This is a genomic window from Pseudonocardia sp. D17, assembly GCF_036984265.1.
GTDB lineage: Bacteria > Actinomycetota > Actinomycetes > Mycobacteriales > Pseudonocardiaceae > Pseudonocardia > Pseudonocardia benzenivorans.
In genome coordinates this window covers 1-1447 of record NZ_BPRG01000152.1, presented here as the reverse complement: position 1 = coordinate 1447, position 1447 = coordinate 1, and the positions used below count along the sequence as shown (strand labels likewise).

1 protein-coding gene is annotated in these 1447 nt (G+C 63.2%); it reads right to left on the bottom strand.

All coding sequences use genetic code 11. From position 1 onward, the window contains the following. Nucleotides 1-1445, bottom strand: a 1445-nt coding sequence (locus tag PSD17_RS23110; protein ID WP_103384795.1) for a nicotinate phosphoribosyltransferase, incomplete at its 3' end; no start/stop codon positions are given. Between the last annotated feature and the right edge of the window lie 2 nt (nucleotides 1446-1447).

Below are 1447 nucleotides of genomic sequence, written 5' to 3'. Positions count from 1 at the left end.
ACGGCGGTCTCGTCGGAGACGGTGCGCATCTGACCGACGTGGTCGATGTAGTAGGACTCGGGGACCTCCTTCTCGCTGTTCGCGATCAGCTCGGTGAAGTCCCACTTCTTGAGCAGCTTGCCGTCACGGAACACCGGCTGCAGCACGTTCTCCGACTCGGGGATCGAGCCCTTCGGCACGGTGGTGTACACGCCGTTGTCGTGCTTGAGAGCCAGCCGGCCCTTCTTCGACACCTTGAACGCCGCACCCGTCGGCGACTTGGCGATGTCGCGCCACTGGCCGTTCACACACACCGCCGAGGCCTTCTGACCGAAGTTCATCGTGTCGCGGTTCCAGTGCTGCAGCAGCCCACCACCCATCCCGAAGACCGCGTTGTCGGCGGCCAGGCCTCGGCGCTCGAGCTCCATGTAGACCTGCGGCAGCGAGTGGAAGTTCACCCCGTCGCCCTGCACGACCCGGATGAACGGGGGCAGAACCTTGAAGCCCTTCGAGTTCACGGTGTGACCGAACGCGTCCATGAGCCACTCGGTGGTATCGGCGGTGACCTGGACGATGTCGCCGGAGTCAGGACGGATCCCGACCAGACCGGGGAAGTTCTGGATCTGCTCCTTGAGCTCGATCCCGATGATCTTCTTGACGCAGTGCTCGTGGTCGTAGGTGTCGGTGAGCAGCAGCGCGACGCCATTGGAGGCGTACACGTCGAGCATGTTACGCAGAGCGTCGGCCTCGTGCTCGCGGCCCCAGGCACAGAACCCGGCGTGCTCGGAGTTCGGCCCGGAGTTGGAGACCTTGCCGGCGTTGTAGAAGCGCTTCGCCGCCAAGATGCCCGGCACCGTGTCGGACTGGTCGAAGTTGACCAGGTGCGCCAGACCACCGAGGGCCGCGGACTGCTGGGAGCTGACCCCACGGGCACCGTAGTCGTGCAGGATGTTGCGGATCAGCTGCGGATTGTCCGAGGTCCGCGCGAGCGCTTCCTTGATGACCATCTTGGACAACCAGCTGACCGTACCGATGGTGCTCGGGTACCAGACCGCACGCAGCAGCGCGGTCTCGAAGAAACTGGTGGCCCAGAAGTACTTCGGATCGGTGTTGATCACCTGCACCAGCACGTTGCGTGCCGGAAGGACGGTGCCCTCCGGAACCGCCTCGATCTCCACCGGCAGGTAGCCGCCATGATCGTTCAGAATGCCCAGCCAGTTCTCCCGGTTGAAATGCATCCCCTGCTCACGGACCACGAACTCGGCCTCGTCGATGTCCTCGAGCGTGACCGGACGCATCAGATACTCACGCAAGAACGCCTGAAGCCCGACGAACTGCACGACCGGCCACTCACCACCGCGCGACTCGATGTAACTCGACACGTACTCGGTGCCCGGAGGATAAAGCGGGTAGTGACAGTGCTTGTAGTTGTCCGTATTGATGATCAGGTTGTCGAGATACCCCATCG